This is a genomic window from Pseudomonas sp. 2822-15, assembly GCF_002742515.1.
GTDB classification, from domain to species: Bacteria; Pseudomonadota; Gammaproteobacteria; order Pseudomonadales; family Pseudomonadaceae; genus Aquipseudomonas; species Aquipseudomonas salomonii.
In genome coordinates, this window is sequence record NZ_LJRY01000174.1 from 23,924 (window position 1) to 40,747 (window position 16,824).

15 protein-coding genes are annotated in these 16,824 nt (G+C 60.2%); 9 read left to right on the forward strand and 6 right to left on the reverse strand.

Annotated features, from left to right (window positions below):
• Nucleotides 1-116 precede the first annotated feature (116 nt).
• The 4 genes from AOA59_RS09000 to AOA59_RS09015 all read right to left on the reverse strand — a co-directional run bounded on the left by AOA59_RS09000 (nucleotide 117) and on the right by AOA59_RS09015 (nucleotide 3,749).
• Nucleotides 117-1,496 carry an LLM class flavin-dependent oxidoreductase gene (locus AOA59_RS09000; RefSeq protein ID WP_065931044.1) on the reverse strand — a complete coding sequence of 460 codons (1,380 nt, stop codon included), beginning with the start codon at nucleotides 1,494-1,496 and terminating at the stop codon, nucleotides 117-119.
• Nucleotides 1,496-1,822, reverse strand: a complete 327-nt coding sequence (locus AOA59_RS09005; RefSeq protein ID WP_069788260.1) for an acyl-CoA dehydrogenase — start codon at nucleotides 1,820-1,822, stop codon at nucleotides 1,496-1,498. Before AOA59_RS09005 ends, AOA59_RS09000 begins: the two co-directional genes overlap by 1 nt.
• Nucleotides 1,823-1,834: 12 nt before the next feature.
• The gene (locus AOA59_RS09010) at nucleotides 1,835-3,031 is read right to left on the reverse strand and encodes an SfnB family sulfur acquisition oxidoreductase (RefSeq protein WP_099486931.1); all 1,197 of its coding nucleotides are present in this window, start codon (nucleotides 3,029-3,031) and stop codon (nucleotides 1,835-1,837) included.
• Nucleotides 3,032-3,185: 154 nt separating this feature from the next.
• Nucleotides 3,186-3,749, reverse strand: a complete 564-nt coding sequence (locus AOA59_RS09015) for a helix-turn-helix domain-containing protein (RefSeq protein ID WP_099486933.1) — start codon at nucleotides 3,747-3,749, stop codon at nucleotides 3,186-3,188.
• A gap of 92 nt (nucleotides 3,750-3,841) precedes the next feature.
• Here AOA59_RS09015 and AOA59_RS09020 point away from each other — a divergent pair, with 92 nt between their 5' ends.
• From AOA59_RS09020 to AOA59_RS09050, 7 genes are all read left to right on the forward strand, one after another.
• Nucleotides 3,842-4,768 carry a DMT family transporter gene (locus AOA59_RS09020; protein ID WP_099486935.1) on the forward strand — a complete coding sequence of 309 codons (927 nt, stop codon included), beginning with the start codon at nucleotides 3,842-3,844 and terminating at the stop codon, nucleotides 4,766-4,768.
• 263 nt (nucleotides 4,769-5,031) lie between these two features.
• Entirely contained in the window at nucleotides 5,032-7,953 is a 2,922-nt protein-coding gene (locus AOA59_RS09025) for a monovalent cation/H+ antiporter subunit A (protein ID WP_099486937.1), read from the forward strand.
• Nucleotides 7,953-8,297, forward strand: coding sequence for a Na+/H+ antiporter subunit C (locus tag AOA59_RS09030; protein WP_003192163.1), 345 nt, complete (start codon nucleotides 7,953-7,955; stop codon nucleotides 8,295-8,297). Before AOA59_RS09025 ends, AOA59_RS09030 begins: the two co-directional genes overlap by 1 nt.
• Entirely contained in the window at nucleotides 8,294-9,976 is a 1,683-nt protein-coding gene (locus tag AOA59_RS09035) for a monovalent cation/H+ antiporter subunit D (RefSeq protein ID WP_065931050.1), read from the forward strand. Before AOA59_RS09030 ends, AOA59_RS09035 begins: the two co-directional genes overlap by 4 nt.
• Nucleotides 9,973-10,461 carry a Na+/H+ antiporter subunit E gene (locus AOA59_RS09040; protein WP_099486938.1) on the forward strand — a complete coding sequence of 163 codons (489 nt, stop codon included), beginning with the start codon at nucleotides 9,973-9,975 and terminating at the stop codon, nucleotides 10,459-10,461. The genes AOA59_RS09035 and AOA59_RS09040 overlap by 4 nt, the downstream gene beginning before the upstream one ends.
• Complete coding sequence (locus AOA59_RS09045) at nucleotides 10,458-10,736, forward strand: K+/H+ antiporter subunit F (protein ID WP_038846025.1); 279 nt, start codon at nucleotides 10,458-10,460, stop codon at nucleotides 10,734-10,736. The genes AOA59_RS09040 and AOA59_RS09045 overlap by 4 nt, the downstream gene beginning before the upstream one ends.
• Nucleotides 10,733-11,095, forward strand: coding sequence for a Na+/H+ antiporter subunit G (locus tag AOA59_RS09050; RefSeq protein WP_065931052.1), 363 nt, complete (start codon nucleotides 10,733-10,735; stop codon nucleotides 11,093-11,095). The genes AOA59_RS09045 and AOA59_RS09050 overlap by 4 nt, the downstream gene beginning before the upstream one ends.
• A 21-nt stretch (nucleotides 11,096-11,116) precedes the next feature.
• Here AOA59_RS09050 and AOA59_RS09055 read toward each other — a convergent pair whose 3' ends face one another.
• The gene (locus AOA59_RS09055; RefSeq protein ID WP_143522768.1) at nucleotides 11,117-14,692 is read right to left on the reverse strand and encodes a hypothetical protein; all 3,576 of its coding nucleotides are present in this window, start codon (nucleotides 14,690-14,692) and stop codon (nucleotides 11,117-11,119) included.
• Nucleotides 14,693-15,141: 449 nt separating this feature from the next.
• Between AOA59_RS09055 and AOA59_RS09060 the strand changes: the two genes are divergently transcribed.
• Nucleotides 15,142-15,342, forward strand: coding sequence for a hypothetical protein (locus AOA59_RS09060; RefSeq protein ID WP_256593038.1), 201 nt, complete (start codon nucleotides 15,142-15,144; stop codon nucleotides 15,340-15,342).
• Here the strand turns inward: AOA59_RS09060 and lepB are convergent, their stop codons facing one another.
• A complete protein-coding gene (lepB, locus tag AOA59_RS09065; RefSeq protein ID WP_099486942.1) occupies nucleotides 15,343-16,011 on the reverse strand; it encodes a signal peptidase I in 669 nt (222 codons plus the stop codon).
• 453 nt (nucleotides 16,012-16,464) lie between these two features.
• Between lepB and AOA59_RS09070 the strand changes: the two genes are divergently transcribed.
• Entirely contained in the window at nucleotides 16,465-16,800 is a 336-nt protein-coding gene (locus AOA59_RS09070) for a DUF6124 family protein (protein ID WP_099486944.1), read from the forward strand.
• Nucleotides 16,801-16,824: the final 24 nt, after the last annotated feature.

The following is a 16,824-nucleotide window of genomic DNA, read 5'->3' on the forward strand; positions in this document are numbered from 1 at the left end:
CCCATCAACTGTGGGAACTGGCTTGCCTGCTATCGCGGCGCGTCAGTTGGCTCATTTCTGGCTGACCCACCGCTTTCGCAGGCAAGCCAGCTCCCACATTGACCGGGGTGTTTCAGTTAAAGAGTGGAGGCTTTGAGGTCGCGGTAGCCGGCACCCGGGTGGTTTGGCGCCAGCCGCGCACCGTCGCCGAACAGCTTTTCGCGCAAGGTGCCCTGGGCGTACTCGGTCTTGTAGACGCCGCGTTTTTGCAGCTCCGGCACGAGCAGGTCCACGGCGTCGATAAAGGTCTCGTGGGTCAGCGCGTAAGCCAGGTTGAAGCCGTCCACGTCGGTCTCTTCGACCCACTCCTGCAACAGGTCGGCCACGGTTTGCGGGCCGCCGACAAACAACGGGCCAAAGCCGCCGATGCCGACCCAGTCGGCCAGTTCATTCGGCGTCCAGACCTTGTTCGGGTCCGCCGTGGAGAAGGCTTCCACCGCTGATTGAATCGCGTTGGTGTGTACATGCTTGAGCGGCTCATCGGGCTTGAACTGGCTGAAGTCGATGCCGGTCCAGCCGGAGATCAGCGCCATTGCGCCCTCGTAGCTGACGTAGGACTTGTATTCGTCAAACTTGGCTTTGGCCTTGGCATCGGTCTCGCCGACGATCACCGTCTGCAGGTTGAAGATCAGGATTTTCTTCGGATCACGCCCGGCCTCGGCGGCGCGACGGCGGATGTCGGCCACGGTTTTTTTCAGCAGCACCTTGGACGGCGCGGCCACGAACACGCACTCGGCCTGTTCGGCGGCGAACTGCTTGCCACGGCTGGAGGCGCCAGCCTGGTACAGCACTGGCGTGCGCTGTGGCGATGGCTCGCACAGGTGAATGCCGGGCACCTGGAAGTGCTTGCCGACGTGGCGAATCTCGTGGATTTTGCTCGGGTCGCTGAAAATGCGCCGCTCGCGATCACGCAGCACGGCGCCCTCTTCCCAGCTGCCTTCCCACAGTTTGTAGCAAACCTCCAGGTATTCCTCGGCGTAGTCGTAGCGCGCATCGTGTTCGGTCTGGGCTTTCTGGCCGAGGTTCTTGGCGCCGCTCTCCAGGTAAGAAGTGACGATGTTCCAGCCGACCCGGCCTTTGGTCAGGTGGTCGAGGGTCGAAAGCCTGCGGGCAAACGGATACGGATGCTCAAACGACAACGAAGCGGTCAGGCCAAAACCCAGGTGCTCAGTGACCAGCGCCATCGGCGCGATCAGCGACAGCGGGTCGTTGACCGGCACTTGTGCCGCCTGGCGAATCGCGGCGTCGCCATTGCCGTTGTACACGTCATAGATGCCCAGCACGTCGGCGATAAACAGCCCGTCAAATTTGCCACGCTCAAGAATTTTGGCGAGGTCCGTCCAGTATTCCAGGTCTTTGTACTGCCACGAACGGTCACGCGGGTGCGCCCACAGGCCCGGAGATTGGTGGCCGACACAGTTCATGTCGAAGGCATTCAAGCGGATTTCACGGGACATCAAAGCACTCCGTTGAGGTGGTAGTTGCCGACGATCTGGTATTTGTGGCGCAGTGGGTCTTCGAGGCTCGACGCCAGTGCAGTGCGTTGGCCGGTGAGTTCAAATTCGGCATTGCTGGCGGCAATCAGGGCTTCGGCGGCGGCGATTTGCGCTTCGGTCAACGCCACCGGGCTTGGGTGGGTTTCGGCGCGTTCAAACAAGGCCGCAGCCACGTCGACGCGGATCTGCAGGTCGCCAAAGCGGCTGATCACGTAAGGGTCATCGCTGGTTTGCACAAAACGCCGGGTGCTTTCCAACAGTTGGCGCGCTTGATTCAGAGCGGTCATGGGTAAGGCTCCTCAGTTCCAGGCGTGGCGCGCAGGCTTCACGCCGTTGAGCACGAAGTTACCGATCAGGTGGTATTTCCAGCGGGCCGGGTCGTGCAGGGTGTGGGTGCGCGCGTTGCGCCAGAAGCGGTCGAGGTTGTGCTTGCCGGTGACCGAGCGGGTACCGGCCAGTTCGAACAGTTTGCTGCTGGCGAGCAAGGCGGTTTCGGCCGACAGCACTTTGGCCTGGGCGACCACCAGCGAGGCGTTGGCGACTGTGTCTTCGTTGGGCTCGGCCAGGGCCAGGTCGACGGCCTTGCCGGCCTTGGCGAGGATCGCTTCGGTGCCGTGCACGCGCCATTGCAGGTCGCCGATGGCAGCGATGGTGAAGGGGTCTTGCCAGCCGTGATCCTGTTGGCTGTCGATCCAGGGCCGCGCCTGGCGGGCATAGATTTTCGCGTGTTCGAGGGCGCCCAGGGCGATGCCGGTGTCGACGGCGGCCTGGATAATCTGCGAGATCGGGCCGTTGGCGGTGGGCTGGTCGAAAGCCTGATGGGCCGGGATCACTGCATTGCGCGGCACCCTGACGCCGTCGAGGGTCACGCCGCCACTGGCGGTAGTGCGCTGGCCGAAGCCATCCCAGCTATCAATCACGCTGAGGCCCGGCGCATCGCGTTCGACAAAGGCAATAAACGCCTGGCCGTTCTCGTTGTTGCCGACCGTGGGCACCAGGTGGGCGAACAGCGCGCCGGTGCAGTAGAACTTCTCGCCGTTGATTGAGGCGGTATCGCCGTCAAAACGAATCTGAGTGTCGAAGGTGCCGGCGTTTTTGCTCTTGGCTTCAGAAAAGGCGTTACCGAAACGATAGCCGGCCAGGACCTTGCCGAAATAGTGACGCTTTTGTTCCTCGCTGGCCGTTTGCAGCAGGATGTCCACCACGCCCAAATGGTTTTGCGGGATTTGCCCCAGCGACGGGTCGGCGGCGGAGATCAACTTGATCACCTCGGCCACCGTTACATAAGACACCTCGGCGCCGCCGTAGGCTTTGGGAACGGTGATACCCCAGAGGCCACTGGCCGAGAATTCATCCAGTTCAGCTACCGGCAGGCGCCGCTCGCGGTCGCGCACGCTGGCGTCTACGGCAAACCGCGCGGCCAAACGCGTGGCGACTTCAATGGCTTCGGCATCCGAACGGATGATATGGGCAGGTTGTTGAGGGTGGGCTGACATGGGCCGACTCCAGGCTCCGATGGGATAACGGAGCAATTGCAGGAGTCGTGCCTGAATTTAATCAGCAATAAAATCAGGCGGTTGCTGGTTTCCAGAGGCTGTTGCGCGGGTTTCAAACCAGCAAAGTGTGCATCCACTGTTGCAGGGCCAACAGTTAGATCACCACGTTGCGCACAAATCGCACGGCCACGTCGCCGTCATTGCGATAGCCGTGCACGTTGCGGCTGGCGAACATGTAGAACTCACCGGCCGCCACGTGTTTTTCTTCCTCGCCCACCAGCAAGGTCAGGCAGCCTTCGAACACGAACAACTGCACGCTCCAGCCGTCCGGGTCGGGATCGGGGCTGTAGCGATCACCCGGTTCCAGGTGCATCTCCCACAACTCGACTTCACGCCGCGCCGTGGCCTTGGCCAGCAACACGGCTTTACTGCCGGGGATTTCACCGGCCCAGGCCAACTCGTTGATACGGCTGTGATCACCGGCATCCGGGGCCTGGATAAGGTCGCTGAAGGCCACGTCCAAGGCTTCGGCGACGCGGTCCAGCGTAGACAGGCTGACATTCTTCTCGCCCGCCTCGATGGCCACCAGCATGCGCCGGCTGACCCCGGACTTTTCCGAAAGTGCGGTCTGGCTCAGATCAGCAGCGTGCCGCAGGCGACGGACGTTCTGGCTGACGTGTTGGAGGACCGAGGCCCGTTGTGGATTTTCTTTGTGCACTATATTGCTCAGTGGGTGGGTGTGCGCAGTATACTGCCCAGCGTGCGGCGCATTGTGCGGTCCGTGCCTTTCCCTTGCAAGACCGAGCCGCCATGACCGCCCCGAACGCCTCCCCACGTTTCAACCGTTTCAGCAAAGCCGAATGCATCCTGGTGGTGATCACCATGATCTGGGGCGGCACGTTTTTGCTGGTGCAACACGCCCTGACCGTCAGCGGGCCAATGTTTTTCGTGGGCCTGCGGTTTGCGGCGGCGGCCATTGTGGTGGGGTTCTTTTCGTTGCGCACCTTGGGTGGCCTGACCTTGTTTGAATTAAAGGCCGGCGCCTTCATCGGCGCTTCGATCATGCTCGGTTACGGCATGCAGACGATCGGTTTGCAGACCATCCCAAGCAGCCAATCGGCGTTCATCACAGCGCTTTATGTGCCTTGCGTACCGCTGTTGCAGTGGCTGGTGCTGGGGCGTCGCCCAGGCCTGATGCCGAGCATTGGCATCATGCTGGCGTTTACCGGGTTGATGCTGCTCACAGGCCCGACGGGTGCCTCTCTCAACTTCAGCCCCGGTGAGATTGCCACGCTGATCTGCGCAATCGCAGTGGCGGCCGAAATTATCCTCATTGGTGCCTATGCCGGGCAGGTGGATGTACGGCGAGTGACCGTGGTGCAACTGGCCACGGCATCGTTGCTATCGTTCCTGATGGTGGTGCCGATGGGTGAAGCCTTGCCGGGGTTCTCGTGGTTGCTGGTCTTCAGTGCGGTGGGCCTGGGCTTGACCAGCGCGGTGATCCAGGTGGCGATGAACTGGGCGCAGCAGAGTGTTTCGCCCACCCGGGCCACGTTGATCTATGCCGGTGAGCCGGTGTGGGCCGGAGTGATCGGGCGGATTGCCGGGGAGCGTTTTCCGCCGATTGCGATGGTCGGCGCGGCGTTGATTGTGGCAGCGGTGATTGTGAGTGAGATGAAGACACGCAATCAGCGAGAAGCTGAAAAATCAATCGAACTGGAACAAGAAGCCCCCTGACCCGATCGTTCCCACGCTCTGCGTGGGCATGCATCCTGTGACGCTCCGCGTCACTTTTGCGCAAGGCTCTCGGCTGCATAGGCTGTTTGGACGCGGAGCGTCCAGGGTGGCATTCCCACGCAGAGCGTGGGAACGATCCGGTTCGAAACAAGGCCAAATGGGAGGTTTCGGCCTACCTTGTAGGATCCTGCCACATCTTGCCGTTTGGTGATCGAGAAAGCGGCACGTATGATGCATCCCAAACTCCCGCAGATTAGAAGCCTATGTCCCTGATAGTTCTACTGCTTCTGCCTTTTATCGGCAGCTGTCTGGCGGCCTTGCTGCCGCATAATGCACGTAATACCGAATCCCTGTTGGCTGGCCTTGTAGCTCTGGTCGGCACCATTCAAGTCGCTTTGCTCTACCCTCAGATCGCCCACGGTGGCGTGATCCGCGAAGAATTCATGTGGTTGCCCAGCCTCGGGCTCAACTTCGTGCTGCGCATGGACGGGTTTGCCTGGCTGTTCTCGATGCTGGTGCTGGGCATCGGCACGTTGGTGGCGCTGTATGCGCGCTACTACATGTCGCCGGATGACCCGGTGCCACGCTTCTTTGCGTTTTTCCTGGCCTTCATGGGCGCCATGCTCGGGCTGGTGATCTCCGGCAACCTGATCCAGATCGTGTTCTTCTGGGAACTGACCAGCCTGTTCTCGTTCCTGCTGATCGGCTATTGGCACCACCGCGCCGATGCCAGGCGCGGCGCCTATATGGCGCTGATGGTCACCGGCGCCGGCGGTTTGTGCCTGCTGGCAGGCGTGATGCTGCTGGGGCATATCGTCGGCAGCTATGACCTGGATCGGGTGCTGGCGGCAGGCGATCAGATTCGCGCGCATTCGCTGTACCCGGTGATGCTCGCGCTGGTGCTGATCGGCGCCTTGAGCAAGAGCGCGCAGTTCCCTTTCCACTTCTGGCTGCCCCACGCCATGGCGGCACCGACACCGGTATCGGCCTACCTGCACTCGGCGACGATGGTGAAGGCCGGCGTGTTCCTGCTGGCCCGCCTGTGGCCGTCGCTGTCCGGCAGCGAAGAATGGTTCTGGATCGTCGGCGGTGCCGGCGCACTCACCCTCCTCCTCGGCGCTTACTGCGCCATGTTCCAGAATGATCTCAAGGGCCTGCTGGCCTATTCCACCATCAGCCACCTGGGGCTGATCACCTTGCTGCTGGGCCTCAACAGCCCGCTGGCCGCCGTTGCTGCGGTGTTCCATATCCTCAACCACGCCACGTTCAAGGCCTCGCTGTTCATGGCCGCCGGCATCATCGACCACGAAAGCGGTACGCGGGATATCCGCAAGCTCAGTGGCCTGGTACGGCTTATCCCGTTTACCGCGACCCTGGCGATGGTGGCCAGTGCGTCCATGGCCGGTGTGCCGTTGCTCAATGGCTTCCTGTCCAAAGAGATGTTCTTCGCTGAAACCGTGTTTATCTCGGCGACACAGTGGGTAGAAATCGCCCTGCCGCTGATCGCGACCATCGCCGGTACATTCAGCGTGGCCTATGCCCTGCGCTTTACCGTCGATGTGTTCTTCGGCCCGCCCGCGACCGACCTGCCCCACACACCCCATGAGCCACCGCGCTGGATGCGCGCGCCAGTCGAGTTGTTGGTGTTTACCTGCCTGCTGGTGGGCATCTTCCCGGCCCAGGTGGTCGGTTCGATCCTCGCCGCCGCCGCACTGCCGGTGGTCGGCGGGGTACTGCCCCAATACAGCCTGGCCATCTGGCACGGCTGGAATGCGCCGATGATCATGAGCCTGGTGGCCATGTCCGGCGGCATCGTGCTGTACCTGCTGCTGCGCAAACAGCTCAAGCGTGGCCGTTTCAAATACCCGCCGATCATCAGTTACTTCAACGGCAAGCGCATGTTCGAGCGCAGCTTGGTGGTGATGATGCGCGGCGTGCGCCGTATCGAAAAACGCATCAGCACCAAACGCCTGCAAACCCAATTGTTCCTGCTGGTGCTGGCGGCGGTGGTTGCCGGGTTGATCCCGATGCTCAACAGCGGCCTCAGCTGGGGCGACCGGCCGAAGATCCCCGGTTCCATCGTGTTCGTGACCCTGTGGGTGCTGGCCATCGCCTGTGCGCTGGGCGCCGCCTGGCAAGCCAAGTACCACCGGCTGGCAGCCCTGACCATGGTCAGTGTGTGCGGCATGGTCACCTGCGTGACCTTCGTATGGTTCTCGGCGCCGGACCTGGCCCTGACGCAACTGGTGGTCGAAGTGGTCACCACCGTGCTGATTTTGCTGGGCCTGCGCTGGTTGCCACGGCGGATCGAAGAAGTCTCGCCACTGCCGAGCTCACTGCGCAAGGCGCGCATCCGCCGCCTGCGCGACTTCCTGCTCTCCACCGTGGTCGGTGGCGGCATGGCGCTGCTCTCCTACGCGATGCTGACCCGCCAGACACCCAACGACATCTCCTCGTTTTACCTGAGCCGCGCCTTGCCCGAAGGCGGCGGCAGCAATGTGGTGAACGTGATGCTGGTGGACTTCCGGGGCTTTGATACCTTGGGCGAAATCACCGTGCTCGGCGCCGTGGCGCTGACCGTCTACGCCCTGCTGCGCCGCTTCCGCCCGTCCAAAGAAAGCATGGAGTTGCCGCCACAACAGCGCCAATTGGCGCCGGACGTGGCCACCGACCTGGTCAACCCGCGCCAGGCCAGCGACACCGCCCTGGGCTTTATGATGGTGCCGGCGGTGCTGGTGCGCCTGCTGCTGCCGATTGCGCTGGTAGTGTCGTTCTACCTGTTCATGCGTGGCCACAACCAGCCGGGCGGCGGTTTCGTCGCGGGGTTGGTGATGTCGGTGGCGTTTATCCTGCAATACATGGTCGCCGGCACCCAATGGGTCGAAGCGCAGATGAGCCTGCGGCCGATGCGCTGGATGGGCTTCGGGCTGCTTTCGGCCACCTTGACCGGGCTCGGCGCCCTGTTCGTCGGGTACCCGTTCCTTACCACCCACACCTGGCACTTCAGCCTGCCGCTGCTGGGCGATATCCACATTGCCAGCGCGTTGTTCTTTGACGTCGGCGTGTACGCCATGGTCGTCGGCTCCACGCTGTTGATGCTCACCGCCCTCGGTCACCAGTCGGTGCGAGCGCATAAACCGAGCAACCAGGCCAAAGCCGTTGCCGCAACCGAAGGAGCCGCCTGATGGAAGAAGTCATCGCAATTGCCATTGGAGTGCTGGCGGCCTCCGGCGTCTGGCTGATCCTGCGTCCACGGACGTTCCAGGTCGTCATGGGCCTGTGCCTGCTGTCATACGGGGTCAACCTGTTCATCTTCAGCATGGGCAGCCTGTTTATCGGTAAAGAGCCGATCATCAAGGACGGCGTGCCGCAAGACCTGCTCAATTACACCGATCCGCTGCCCCAGGCTTTGGTACTCACGGCCATTGTGATCAGCTTCGCCATGACCGCGTTGTTCCTGGTGGTGCTGCTGGCCTCCCGGGGCCTGACCGGCACTGACCATGTGGACGGCCGGGAGCCCAAGGAATGACGTGGATGAATCAAATGATCGTCGCGCCGATCCTGCTGCCGTTGCTGACCGCCGCGCTGATGCTGATGCTCGGCGAAAAACGCCGCCCGTTGAAAGCCAGGATCAACCTGTTCTCCAGCGTCATAGGCCTGGGCATTGCCATCCTGCTGCTGTACTGGACACAAAAAGGCGGGCCCGGCTCGATTGGGGTGTACCTGCCGGGCAACTGGCAGGTGCCCTTCGGCATTGTGCTGGTGGTGGACCAACTGTCGGCGATGATGCTGGTGCTCACCGGCATTATCGGCGTGAGCGCGCTGCTGTTCGCCATGGCCCGCTGGGACCGTGCAGGTACCAGCTTTCATGCGTTGTTCCAGATCCAGCTGATGGGTTTGTACGGGGCATTCCTGACGGCGGACCTGTTCAACCTGTTCGTGTTCTTCGAGGTGCTGCTGGCGGCCTCCTACGGCTTGATGCTGCACGGCTCCGGCCGCGCGCGGGTGTCGTCGGGGCTGCATTACATTGCGATCAACCTGCTGGCATCGTCGCTGTTCCTGATTGGCGCGGCGATGATCTACGGGGTCACCGGCACGCTGAACTTTGCTGACCTGGCGCTGAAAATCCCGCTGGTACCGCAAGCCGATCGCGGCCTGCTGCATGCTGGCGCGGCGATCCTCGCCACTGCATTCCTGGCCAAGGCCGGCATGTGGCCACTGAACTTCTGGCTGGCACCCGCCTACTCCTCGGCCAGCGCGCCGGTGGCGGCAATGTTTGCGATCATGACCAAAGTCGGCGTGTACACCGTGCTGCGGTTGTGGACCTTGCTGTTCTCGGGCCAAGCCGGTGCGTCGGCGCTGTTTGGCGGCGACTGGCTGGTATACGGCGGTATGGCGACCATCGTCTGCGCGGCGCTGGCGATGGTCGCGGCGCAACGCCTGGAGCGGATGGCCAGCCTGAGCATTCTGGTGTCGGCCGGGATCCTGCTGTCGTCGGTGGGCTTTGCCCAGCCAAGCCTGACCGCCGGGGCATTGTTCTATCTGGTCAGCTCGACCCTGGCGCTAAGCGCGCTGTTCCTGCTGGCCGAGTTGATCGAGCGTTCGCGCTCGGCCAATGATCTGCCGCTGGATGAAGAAATCGACGCGCTGCCCAAGGCCATGGAGTCGTTGCATCCACGCCCCGGCGTCAACCTGGATGACGAGCAGAAAGCCGTGGTCGGCCAGGTGATTCCCTGGACCATGGCCTTCCTGGGCTTGAGCTTTATCGCCTGCGCACTGCTGATTATCGGCATGCCGCCGTTGTCCGGGTTTATCGGCAAGCTCAGCCTGTTGAGCGCGCTGGTCAACCCAATGGGCCTGGGCAACGCGGTGGATGAGCCGATCCGCCCGGCGGCCTGGGGTTTGGTGGCGCTGTTGATCTTGTCGGGCCTGGCTTCGCTGATCGCCTTCGCCCGCCTGGGCATCCAGCGCTTCTGGACGCCGGAGGAGCGCCCATCGCCGCTGCTGCGTCGCTACGAATGCGTGCCGATCTTCTTCCTGCTCGGCCTGAGCATTCTCCTGACCTTCAAGGCCGAACCGTTGCTGCGCTACACCCAGGCCACCGCCGACAGCCTGAATAACCCGGAGCATTACGTGATGGCGGTGATGGCCACACGCCCGGTGCTGAGCCCTGAATCCAAAGCCGCCGCGCTGGAGGTGCAGCCATGAAGCGCCTGTTCCCTGCTCCGTGGTTGTCGCTGGCATTGTGGGTGCTGTGGCTGGTGTTGAACCTATCAGTCAGCCCCGGCAACGTGCTGCTGGGCGCGGTGCTGGGCTTCCTTGCGCCGCTGCTGATGGCGCCGCTGCGCCCGCTGCCAGTGCGCATTCGTCGCCCCGGCGTGATCGTCCGCCTGTTTTTCGTGGTGGGGCGCGACGTGATCGTGTCCAACCTGAACGTGGCCTGGGGCGTACTGACGTGCGGATCGCGCCCGCCGCGTTCACGGTTTATCAAAATCCCGCTCGACCTGCGTGACCCCAACGGCCTGGCCGTACTGTCGATGATCACCAGCGTGACGCCTGGCACAGTGTGGTCGGAACTGGCCCTGGACCGCAGCATCCTGTTGCTGCACGTGTTTGATCTGGACGATGAAGCGCCGTTTATCGAGCACTTCAAAGCCGTCTATGAACGGCCCTTGATGGAGATCTTCGAATGAGCGCCCTGCTCTCCAATGCGATCCTGCTCAGCCTGTTCCTGTTCTCGCTGGCGATGGTGCTGACCCTGGTGCGCCTGTTCAAAGGCCCGTCCGCGCAAGACCGGGTTCTGGCGCTGGACTACCTGTACATCCTGGCGATGTTGATGATGCTGGTGCTCGGCATTCGTTATGCCAGTGACACCTACTTTGAAGCGGCGCTGCTGATTGCGCTGTTTGGCTTTGTCGGATCATTCGCTTTGGCGAAATTCCTGCTGCGTGGCGAGGTGATTGAATGATGCCGCTATGGGTTGAAGTGATCGTGGCCATGCTGCTGGTGCTAAGCAGCCTGTTTGCGCTGATTGGCGCGATCGGATTGTTGCGCATGAAGGACTTCTTCCAGCGCATGCACCCTCCGGCACTGGCCTCCACACTGGGCGCGTGGTGCGTGGCACTGGCGTCGATTATCTATTTTTCGGTGCTCAAGTCCGGGCCAGTGCTGCACGGCTGGTTGATTCCGATTTTGTTGGCGATCACAGTGCCGGTGACCACCTTGCTGTTGGCGCGCACGGCGCTGTTCCGCAAGCGTATGGCAGGTGATGACATACCCGCCGAGGTAAGTAGTCGCCGGGCTGAAAACGTATCAAAATCAGCCTAGCGACTCAATCAGCCGTTGGCATCAAGGGGTTTGCGGGGTGAAACCTTGAAGGGGCGAGCCGAAGGGCACACCGCTATCGGGATCGATCGCAAACCATTTTTCCTGCACCTTGACGGCCTTCAGCGTTACCTGGTCAACCGTGCCCTGTACGGGTGCCACGGGAGTGGCGTTCGCCTTTCTGAGCATCTCGGATACGGTGGGAAAAGTGTCTCTGACAAAGCGCGCCTTTGCGAAAACATCAACAGGTACATACACCCCCATCCCGATCCTGACGGGAGCGCCTTTGTGCGCAAGTCTTAGAAAATCTATAAGTCGACTCGGCTGGCTCGGAAGACTAAAGAAGCCCTCTCCCGGATTAAATATCCCACGCAGCAATGCAGTGCCTTCCTTTAAAACAGAAGCACGAAATGCCTGCTTGTTCAGGCGTGATGCGAATTTGATCGCCTTCCACGCCTTACGGGCGGCTTGTAATCCTCCCGCGCCAATAAGCAGCAACGTGTCAATTGCCAAGCCTTTCAAGCCGTCCTTAACATTCCCCTCGTAGATGTCAACGAGTGGACCGATAAAAGAAATCATCGACACCAGCGCGCGACCATTTTCTTTGTTCATCAGGCGATTGACGTAGCCCCGAACGTTATCTTCGCTGGGCAGCACTGCATTGGCATCATCAATGAGTTGCTGACGATGCCCGCTATAGTTGCCGATGTAATTACCCGAAAGGATAACGTCAATAATCGCCTGGCTTTTGGCAGAGCCAAAGGTGTCAGGCACCCACTCATCGCGGTTGTCACCTGCCCCTTTCGAAGCAGAACCTGGCACCGAAGCCCCAACTTTGGAAATGATCACCTTCGAGGTTGCATTGTCACGAGGAGCCTCCCCCGTGAGGTATGCGTTGAAATCAAAGGGTTGTTGAGTGCCCCGCAGGTACCGAAGCTTCTTCGTGCCGCTTTTCCATCTGGGCACAACATCTTCTTCAATAACGCCCTCATTCAGGTTCAATTTTTTGCCGGCCAGACTGGTCGTGCGATCAATAATCGTCCCGGACGTGGGAAAAAATTCGAGATAGCGAGTTTTGCCCTCGTATTTGACGCGCAGCAGCACCCCGTGCCACCCCCGATTCCGAGCCACTTTATTGCCCTTGTTAGCATCTTCCTCCTGCGTCTCACCGGTTTCTCGACGTAGCCTATAGACTTGGACATCGCCCCATTCCATAGCCTGGCGAACGTCGAGGGGCAAGTTTGCAAGACTCATCTTCATCAGCGAGGGCATCGCACCCTTGACGTCACTCAGGTATTGATCAACTGCGCCCGTGACCTGATCGGCAACACGAGGGAGTGTCTTTATCCGGGATTCAAATTCCGCTTGTGTGATCCGTGGATGACTGAAGGCAAACCAATTCTCATGCAGATCCCCTGTGGCATACGCCTCAACCAACGTCGGCCACTTCGTATTTATACCGGCACCTATAAGGCTGTGTGCAGTTGCGGGCTTCCTCAGTTTAATCGTTTCTATCTCACTATCAGTCAACTCGGGAAACGCCTGTTTGAGCGCCTTGATGGCCAGGCTGCTACGGGTAGGTGGAGCCGTCCCCAGCGTGACTACGGATTGCTCGATCGCCTCGGAACGACGCGTAATGCCGTCAGACGCCGCCTGGTAATCGGCGGGCGTATAGTGACCGTCACTGCGTTGGGGCACAGTCCCGGTCATAATGCCTACATCGAGTACTCGCTTGGCACCAAGCGCTATACTCAGCGCTTGTTGTTGCGGCTCGACAGCCTCCAAAGTGGTCAGTGCTCCGAGCTCATTGAGGCTCATGCCGCGACTGGCTCCAGGACCGCCCCACACTTCGGCCAATGCACTGCCCAGGCTAAGCGTCATCCACGCTGGGCTGCCAATACGTATTTTTTCTGGGGGCTGGCGTAGCGACTCAGGGAGCTTTGTTGACTCCTGCTGGTCCGATTTCACCAGAAACTCCGGTGCGGCATGTGCCAGGAACAGATGAGCCACCAACGGTGCAGCCCGCACGCTCACGCCCTTTTTCTCGACCAAGTGTTTTTCAAAGTCTTTGCGTACAGCCCCCATCTCACGCCCCATATTGGCCGGGGTGTAAAACTGATAACCGGCGGCGTTTCCAGGGGCGGCGGGAACATCAGGATCGACACTGAGCATGATGGCGGCAGTCAGCAGACTTTTCCGTTGCGCAACATCGATCTCGTCATCACCCTCCCCCTTATACCAACCCAGCGTCTGGGCAAGTTCCCGCCCCCACTGCGCGGCCTGTGGTGTGTTGAGTAGCTCGTCCCAAATCTGATCTGCATTGGCGGCCGTTTCCTGCGGCAGGGCTTGCGTGACTATCTGACGACCCAATGCGAACCCTATCGTGTTGGCGCCATACTTCTGATCCGTCGCCAACGAAACCAGCTGACTTTTCTCACTCGCCGACAAGGTTCCCGCAGTCCACTGCTGAGGGAGTAATTTCCCATAGTTGCCGACAGGGGTAGTCGGTGCGAAGCGGGTGCGCAACCATTTGGCAGCCGCGCGAGCCCGCCCTGCTGTGTCGATTGCCTCCATGCCCATCGACCTCGCGACCTGACGCAGGTCGTGGCGATCGTCTGAGTAGAGCGCATGACCCGACTGTTCACTCAGCACTACAACCGCCGCAAATGCGTCTTTGAGCGACTGGCTCCAACGACCACTGACAGGAATATCCACCCACTGGTTGAGGATCGGTTGCAGCACTTGCAGACGGCCTTCACTGATACGGTACGCCTGATCCGGCGCTGTTTGCCCAAGATCCGCCAGAACCCCTTGCATCTCAGGAAGTGCAATCAGCTCGGCCAGGCGCCCGCGAGCCTCCTGGTCGTTTCTTAACGGGTTGGTGACAGAGACCTTGAACTCAATACCTGACAACGACAAAGGCGTGCTGTCCGCAACGCCGTCGGCCGCACGCGCCAAAGCGTCGGCGAGGTTTTCTCGGTCATCAAGCTCATTAATACGGCGCTTTGACCATTCAAGCCGGAGCCGGTGATTGCGTATTTCTGCTGCAGACAGCGCAGGCCAGCCCGCCTTCAGGCTTGTCACAAGCGCAGCCGCTTGCTCCTCGGTATCGGGCGTCATGACGCCATAAAACAAGCTCGCCACGTTCCGCGAAACTTGCCGGCTGTCCATAGACACATAAGGCACACCTTTGTGCGTGGGGTCTAGCGCCTCAAGCGCGCGCATCACCTGCGCCGATACCTGCCACCAGCCAGACGTGTCTTGTAGCGTGTATGTCTGACGAGAGGTCACTCCATTGCGGGTAACCAATCCCGATACGCTATTTTTGCCGATAGTCACCGAGTCCAGGGAAAAACCTTTGCTCCTCAACCAAACTAAAACCTCGGGCTGATTCACCACACGCTTGTAGATTTCGAACGGCTGAGAAATCAGAGACCGTTCGGGCACGGTCACTAACGAATCCGACACACTGCCCATCTTCGTAATCAACTGCGCCTGAAGGGTTTGATCTGCATCAGCGGAGTGAGAGTGGGGGCCAGCCAACCGGCCCAGTGTGTTGTGTGCAGGTTTGTCAGGCGTCTGCACAAGTGCGCGTTTCACGCGGCTCTCGGCGACAGGATTGGCGCCATCGGAAAGATCCCCGAATCGACCGGGTGATACCAGGCTTCCACGCGTTTGGATGGGCGGGAGCACGGGCAATCGTTGTTGATCATCTACCGCCGCACGCGGCGCGAGACTCTTCAGGTTTTGGCTTGCTGGTTGGTGCGACCTGGAAGATGGAGCGGACGTGGAAGATGAATTATCCGCAGGCGATGAATACTCACTTTGAGACTTTACGTACGTCGTCAGGAAAATTGTCATATTCAATTCTCAGCAACAGAGCCACTCAACAGTGTTCTCGTCCTAAGAACGGTTGCAGCCAAGCTAGGAGAAAAAAAAAGCATCCTCTATAAGAAAATTCTGATCCTCCCACTGAAAAATCCAGACCCCCTATCCTGGTTCAGGAGGATGAGCAAATCAATCTGCTCACGGCCCACAGCGCCGAGCGTTTGCGCCGCGCATTTGAGCAAACCCTGAAGCACGCCCAGGACCGGGAGGAATTGGCCGCTGACATCGACCTGTCGGGCGCCTGCGACTTTCTGATGGCCACCCTCAGCGGCATGAAAATCGCCGGCAAAGGCGGTGCAACGGTCGAGCAGTTGGCGAGCATCGCGGTGTTTGCCATTCGGGCACTCGGCGCGAAAGTCTAATTACAGGATCGGCGCGCCGAACCGGTTCAAGCGCGGCATCCAATGATCGAGTATCTCAGCTGACGCCAGCACATGATGCGCGTGCCCGATCAACAAGCGGCGTGGCACAAAGCCGATGTAGCGCGAGTCATCGCTGTTATCGCGGTTGTCGCCCAGCATGAAGTAACTGTCGGCCGGCACGGTGACCGGGCCGAAATTTCGCAATGCCCGAACCGTGGGCATGAACTGAATGGTGCGTTTACTGTTGCTCGCCAGCTCGGTCAGCTTGATACCCGGTACTGTCTGGCCTGGCACGATCGGTTCACTGATGTCCTGGCCATCACTGTAGGTGGCAGGCGTGCCGTTAACCCACAGCACTTCATCTTTCATTTCCAGGGTATCGCCGGGAATGCCGACGATGCGTTTGATCAAGCGCATGCCGTCCTTGGGTGACGAGAAGGTCACCACATCACCGCGTCTAGGGTCATCCAGCTTGGCCAGGGATATATCCGTAAGCGGCAACTTGAGGTCATAGGCCACACGGTTGACCAGCACCACATCGCCTTCAAGCAACGTCGGGCGCATCGACCCGGACGGGATGGGGTTCCAGTCGGCCAGGGAGGTGCGGAACACGCCGAAGCACAGCCAGAAAAGGATGACGTAACGGTAGCGGCTCAACCAACTTCGCATACAGCCTCGCACTGAAAAAGCGGCGCAGACAGCCGCCGGAAAACCCAGGGTAACATTTGGCAATACTCGCTTATTACACCGGAGGATTAAATTAACATTAGCGCTATGGGCAGCCGAGTTTGATGTTGCTGTCTACCGCAAAAATCCTTGTGCCCATACACGGAATTTTCCGACAGCGTTTTAGGGTTGCCCCTCGGAAGATGGCTGCCTAATCTTCCGGGGTCGCTGAATATTCAGCGACCGGGTTTCGCAGCCCGGTTAAACTCTAGACGCACAGCGTCCACCACAAGATAGCGGGCGCTTTTTTATGCCTGATGTTATGGCGGCTGTGCGCGGGATACCTTCGGGTATGCCGGGTGCCTAGAGTCCCGGTCTGCGAACCTGCGTACAGCTGCCACCCAGATATCGTTTCGCAGCGATGGGTGGCGACTCCAATACTCTAGGAGCTTCGTCATGATTAAAGACAGTCCAAACCCGCCGTCGGATTCAACCGCGTTTCACGCTGCTGCTCATCGAGCAATTAACCATTATCTGAATCCTTCCGAGAAACCAGAGCCGACTGCTGAAAGCCATGGTGTGTTTAGCGTGCGCGAAGGGTTAGACGTAGAGACACTGCTGGTCAACGCTTCGGAGGATCTTGCGTCAGTTCAAGCGCTGGCAAGCCATTTGGCGTTTGAGATCGACGGCAATCCTCGCAGCGTGGTGCTTGGAATTTGCCGGATGCTGGAGGGGATCCAGTTGATGGTGGAAAAAACACTGAGCCTCAATGACAGTCCAACGCAGGGATAAATCCAACAACAGCGGGCATGCAGA

Coding starts and splice junctions, on each gene's coding strand:
- AOA59_RS09000 (WP_065931044.1), bottom strand. CDS start 1,496: ATGTCCCGTGAAATCCGCTTGAATGCCTTCGACATGAACTGTGTCGGC.
- AOA59_RS09005 (WP_069788260.1), bottom strand. CDS start 1,822: ATGACCGCTCTGAATCAAGCGCGCCAACTGTTGGAAAGCACCCGGCGT.
- AOA59_RS09010 (WP_099486931.1), bottom strand. CDS start 3,031: ATGTCAGCCCACCCTCAACAACCTGCCCATATCATCCGTTCGGATGCC.
- AOA59_RS09020 (WP_099486935.1), top strand. CDS start 3,842: ATGACCGCCCCGAACGCCTCCCCACGTTTCAACCGTTTCAGCAAAGCC.
- AOA59_RS09025 (WP_099486937.1), top strand. CDS start 5,032: ATGTCCCTGATAGTTCTACTGCTTCTGCCTTTTATCGGCAGCTGTCTG.
- AOA59_RS09030 (WP_003192163.1), top strand. CDS start 7,953: ATGGAAGAAGTCATCGCAATTGCCATTGGAGTGCTGGCGGCCTCCGGC.
- AOA59_RS09035 (WP_065931050.1), top strand. CDS start 8,294: ATGACGTGGATGAATCAAATGATCGTCGCGCCGATCCTGCTGCCGTTG.
- AOA59_RS09040 (WP_099486938.1), top strand. CDS start 9,973: ATGAAGCGCCTGTTCCCTGCTCCGTGGTTGTCGCTGGCATTGTGGGTG.
- AOA59_RS09045 (WP_038846025.1), top strand. CDS start 10,458: ATGAGCGCCCTGCTCTCCAATGCGATCCTGCTCAGCCTGTTCCTGTTC.
- AOA59_RS09050 (WP_065931052.1), top strand. CDS start 10,733: ATGATGCCGCTATGGGTTGAAGTGATCGTGGCCATGCTGCTGGTGCTA.
- lepB (WP_099486942.1), bottom strand. CDS start 16,011: ATGCGAAGTTGGTTGAGCCGCTACCGTTACGTCATCCTTTTCTGGCTG.
- AOA59_RS09070 (WP_099486944.1), top strand. CDS start 16,465: ATGATTAAAGACAGTCCAAACCCGCCGTCGGATTCAACCGCGTTTCAC.